4 protein-coding genes are annotated in these 4,687 nt (G+C 59.5%); 2 read left to right on the top strand and 2 right to left on the bottom strand.

Features of this window, described 5'->3' with window-relative positions; genetic code table 11:
• Positions 1–194: 194 nt before the first annotated feature.
• Both AB4043_RS20910 and AB4043_RS20905 read left to right on the top strand, forming a co-directional pair.
• Positions 195–1,295 carry an FHA domain-containing protein gene (locus AB4043_RS20910; protein WP_442307974.1) on the top strand — a complete coding sequence of 367 codons (1,101 nt, stop codon included), beginning with the start codon at positions 195–197 and terminating at the stop codon, positions 1,293–1,295.
• Positions 1,220–1,528, top strand: a complete 309-nt coding sequence (locus AB4043_RS20905; RefSeq protein WP_442307973.1) for a PP2C family protein-serine/threonine phosphatase — start codon at positions 1,220–1,222, stop codon at positions 1,526–1,528. Before AB4043_RS20910 ends, AB4043_RS20905 begins: the two co-directional genes overlap by 76 nt.
• A 243-nt stretch (positions 1,529–1,771) precedes the next feature.
• On the opposite strand, the gene AB4043_RS20900 is transcribed toward AB4043_RS20905, so the two are convergent.
• Both AB4043_RS20900 and AB4043_RS20895 read right to left on the bottom strand, forming a co-directional pair.
• Positions 1,772–2,623: a hypothetical protein gene (locus AB4043_RS20900; protein ID WP_442307972.1), complete on the bottom strand. Its 852-nt coding sequence runs from the start codon at positions 2,621–2,623 to the stop codon at positions 1,772–1,774.
• A 159-nt stretch (positions 2,624–2,782) separates the two neighbouring features.
• Positions 2,783–4,687 (bottom strand): tetratricopeptide repeat protein (locus AB4043_RS20895; RefSeq protein ID WP_442307971.1); only part of this gene is annotated, 1,905 nt, incomplete at its 5' end.

The raw sequence follows: 4,687 nt of genomic DNA, 5'->3' as shown, positions 1-4,687 counted from the left end.
GATCTGGGAGTTGAGCGGAGACACCTCCGATGGGGAGCTGTTGCATACCGTCCATCGCTCCCTGAACCGTCCTCCTGCCTGGTACACCTTTCCGCCAGATGGCTCTCCTGCAGGCGGTCCACAACAGACAGTACAAACTCGGTCAGCCGAAGCCCCCTAAGCTTTGCTACACTGGCGGCTCAAGCACAATGACCATGGCCGAGAGCACCTTTGTTCCCATGAAGATGCTGCTGGAAGATCGCAGCAACCGTGTTCCCCGCACATTGGACCATGTGCCCTTCACGATCGGGCGTCTCACCGACCGCTCGCTGGTGCTGGACCACCCGTTCATCTCGCGCTCGCACGCACAGATCAACTTCATTGACGGGCAGTACTTCCTCGAGGATCTGCGGAGCACCCACGGCACCTATCTGAACGGCCGCCGTCTGGATCCGATGGCCGGTCCACAGCAGCTCAACGCCGGAGACAAGCTTCGTTTTGGCTCCTCCGACGGCCCCCTGCTCCGCTTCGGCAAACCGGACCGCGATGTGGCCAGCCTGAAAGACCTGATGGGCCAGATGCAGTCCATCGCGATGCCGAGCGAAGGCTCAGACCTGGAGAAGCTGCGCTGGTTCCTGGAGGCTGCCCGGAAGCTGAACGCCGTCGGCGCCGTACAGGAGGTGCTGCAGTCGCTCGTCGAGATTACGCTCGACCTGACGCAGATGGAGCGCGGGTATGTCTACCTGCGCGACACGGGGACAGGCGAGATGTCGATGGCCGTCGGACTCACACTCGCCGGGGAGAAGCTTGCCGATGACCGCGGTGTGGCTCAGTCGGCCATCCAGCAGGCGACACGCACCGCCGCCGAATTCATCGTCACCGATACGCTCTCACTCGATGGCGGGATGTCTGACTCCATGGTTGCCGGCAGCATCCGCACCGTAATCTGCATTCCCCTTCGGAGCCGTCACGGTGATTTTGGCAGCGACGAAGACAGCAAGGCGGAGCTCGGCGGAGAGGTCCGCGGCATCCTCTATCTCGACAGTCGCCTGAAGGCGGGTGCTCTCAACGAGGTCGATAGCGGCCTGCTGGAGACGATCGCCGGCGAAGCAGCGTCCCTGATTGAAAACGCATCGCTCGCCCGCGCGGAAGAAGCTGCCCGCCGCTATCGTGAGGAGCTGAACATCGCGGCGCAGATCCAGCAGGGCCTGATGACCGTGCACTCCTGGTGGGAGACGGAGTGGTTGAGAAGCTCACCGCGACCAATCTTCCCGTCGGCCTGCTTCCCGATGCCGAGTATGAGACCGCCTATCTGAAGATGCCGCAGAACAGCCGCCTGATCCTGGTGACGGACGGAGTGACTGAAGCCGAAAATCCCGAAGGTGAGTTCTTCGGTGATGACCGGCTTGAGGGCGCCGCATCTCAGTTTGAGTCCATGACAGAGATGTTCGACTCCGTGCAGCGCTTTATGAACGGAGCTCCACCGACGGACGACTGCACGATGATCGAGTTGCGGTACCACGATCGCCGCGCAGAAACTCGCGCTTAGGCGTCTAGAGCAATCGTTGAAGCGCCGAGTTCGGAACTGCGTCTGCGGGTTTGGCAACTCCCATCCGCAAGGATGGAGAGCGAGGCCGCGGAACAGGTGTCAGCACCGGCTGAATCGAGTAACACCTAGCGTGCATCGGGCATACATCAAGTCCATTTTCGAGTGCGGATGGAAGGGCGGCGACAGAGACTAGGGGACAAGAGCAAAAGGTCTAAGTAACTGTACCGTTTGCCAACTGCCCTTTCAGCCATACGCGTATTGTCCATGACCAAGATCCAAGGTGATGAAGTTGCCCGGGATCGTATCGAGTGTGATTGGTATGGCGGGATGGAATGCGTTTCCGTGCCCCGGGATGTTCTCCGGTAGACCATCTCTCGTGGCAATGACGCGGGCATCCGCAACCGCGAGTACAGGTTTCCCATAAGAAAAGTAAGAGTTTTTGTTCGTCGGATCTCCGGAAGATGTAGCCCCGTTCTGCACTCTTTGCCAATCGATCGCGTAGCGTTCGTCGATGACCGGCTGACCATTGAGGACGTGTACCCCACGACGATGGTGATTGTCGGGGTCGCTATCTGGAGCGTCATCCGCTATCCAGCTTGGCCCTTCCACAGGTGGCCCGAGTACTTGTAAAGGCGTGTGATGTGTCTCAACGATAGCGCCCTCTGCTGCTAACCCCGAAGCTACGACTCGATGAGCGAGCCGTTCCGGTACTTTTGCAGTTCCATCAAACTCAATAGACATGAAGACTATGACGGTCTGACCTCCCGCCACTTGCAGTGGTACAGCCGGCTTTCCAGAGGTCAGAAGCACCGTCATGGACTGAAGACGTTGACCTTCAAAGACCGCGATTGGTTGGGCTGGTAGGTCAGGATTGATAACCTCAATGCGGTCCAGGGACACAGAAGAAGGCATGAAGTTTGTGAGGTGCATCTCATAGAAAAGGTAGGTATGACCTTCACTGGGAAACGCAGTTGGAGCGAACGGAATGCGCGTTTCCATCTGAAGTGGAAAGGGAGCGGGCTTAGGTAACTGCTGGCATGGTGCCGCAATGCAAATGAGGGCAATCACCATGTGAAGAGGGAAACGGAATCGCATGCCCATGTGTTACGAAGCCGACATCAAAAAGTTCCAGGCTTCTTCACCTGATACTTGACGATGTACAGCCTTCTCATGGAAGGCGTGCAGCGGCGTTTTCATCAACGGAAAACGCCCATAGATACGGAAGCCCTACACTACGCCTACAGGGAAAATGCTCTACCGTCCTTTAGCCTTCGCTTCCATCAGCAGGGGTGAGCCCGCATCGGCGTCGTTCCAGAGCGTCGCAAACGCTTTATAGGCCGGCGCGGCGTTGTTGTGATCTCCCATGGCATCGTACGCATGGGCCAGGCCGATCTGTGCCGCTGGATAGACCGTACCGCCCGTGAGCAGCGACTGACCGCGATGTTGCAACTGAACCTGATGATCGATAAGCGCGACCTGAGGCTTACCGGTCGCAACCTGTGCCAGGCCACGCAGGTAGGCTCCGATGGTTATCGTGTCATAGGCCTTAGCCTTCGATAACAGATCAAGTGCAGCCGCGGGCTGGCCCGTCTTCAACTGAATCGCCGCGGTGACCACAGGCGCGAAGTACTCCTTTGCTGCCGTCCCCTGCTGGCTGTTCAATGCGCTGAGATGCTGTTGCGCTGCTGTCTCATCACCGCACATCGCAGCTGCCAGACCTGCATAGTACGCCGCTCTGGGAGCGGTCGACGTTGCGGAAGGAAGAAAGGCTTTTGCGCCGCCGCAGTCGGAGAGCAAGGCTCGATCCAACGCTGCCTGGCCTGCAAAGGTCGCCGCTACGGCAGCCAACTTCGGATTCTGGGATACGGAAGAAATCGCCTGCCGCCATACGGCTGCTCCGGCCTGCAATTTTCCAGTGTTATCCAGATAGGTTGCATAGGCTGGAGCCACAGTCAACGCATCGGGGTGCTGCCTGGCCAGTTCAATCTGTGCAGCAAGAAGATCATCCTTCCCTTGAAGATAGGCCGCCAGCAATTCCTGATCGCTGTGCTTCGAGCCCGCTTTCACGGCTTGGCGTTCCAGTTCCAGAGCCGCCTCATAGCGGTTCTGTGCCGTCATCGCGACTTCCGCCTCACGATACAGGCTGCCATCGCTCGGATTCAGTTTCAGACCCTCCTGAGCCGCTTGCCCGGCTTCTGCCCAGCGTCCCATCTTTCGATCCAAGACAGCTTGCAGCCGGAAGCCATCAGGGTCGCTCGCAAAGGCCGTCAGATACGTCTTTGCGAGTTCGGATGCCTTCGGCAGGTTGCCGGAGACGAACAGCTCCTGGGCCAGCGCTGACAGTGCAGCCAGGCGCTGCCCGCTCTTGGCCGCGTTAGCGCCGGCAGAACGTGCTGCCGCGGCGGCTGCGTCATGCGCACCGACAGCCTCATACAACAGCGCCAGCTTCAGCGCAGGCTGTACAAATGCCGGGTCGGCGGCGACAGCACGCTCATAGGCCTGCATGGCCAGCGCCGGCTGCCACAGGCTGAGGGCGATCTCGCCCTGAGCGTATTCCCGCAAGGCCTCCTGCGAGGAGCTGGACAGGCTATTGAACGAAACACTCGTCTTCTGGATGTCAGCGTTCGATTCTCCCAGGGCGGCGCGTAGCGGTTGGGCCAGGCGATCCAGGCTGACACCGATCTGCTCCTTGCTGACAGCCCTGTCGGTAAACGTTGCCAGCGTACGATTCGAAGCCGTTTCATGCAGCGTCAGCTCAATGTCATAGCCGGCTCCGCTGCTGGCGACCCTGCCAAACAGGAAGACCGGAACACCGGAGTCAGTCGCGACCTGCCGCGCTTTTGCCTCGTCCACGGGCTGACTCGCGGCGCCGTCTCCGCTCAGCTGAGCGCGAAAGGATTCAGGACCGCGATACGCGATCGACGGAGACTGCGACAGCTCCATCGCGACAGCCGATGCAACCCAGTCATCCAGAGTGCTATCACCGGTGTCGTTTTGAATGGCGGTCACCATCACCGCCTGTCCCGGCGTCATGACATCGGAGACCACGCTCTTATTGCGGAATCTGAAGAATGCAAACGCTCCGGCAGCGATCACCAGAACCGCGACAGCCACGAACAGCAGCGTCTTACTGCTCTTCTTCTCCGGCTCGGCCTCAAC

Origin of the sequence: Terriglobus sp. YAF25, assembly GCF_052113305.1 — a bacterium.
Taxonomy (GTDB): domain Bacteria; phylum Acidobacteriota; class Terriglobia; order Terriglobales; family Acidobacteriaceae; genus Terriglobus.
Note: the sequence above shows the minus strand (reverse complement) of the source record. Positions and strands in the feature narration are given on the sequence as shown.

Coding starts and splice junctions, on each gene's coding strand:
- AB4043_RS20910 (WP_442307974.1), top strand. CDS start 195: ATGGCCGAGAGCACCTTTGTTCCCATGAAGATGCTGCTGGAAGATCGC.
- AB4043_RS20900 (WP_442307972.1), bottom strand. CDS start 2,623: ATGCGATTCCGTTTCCCTCTTCACATGGTGATTGCCCTCATTTGCATT.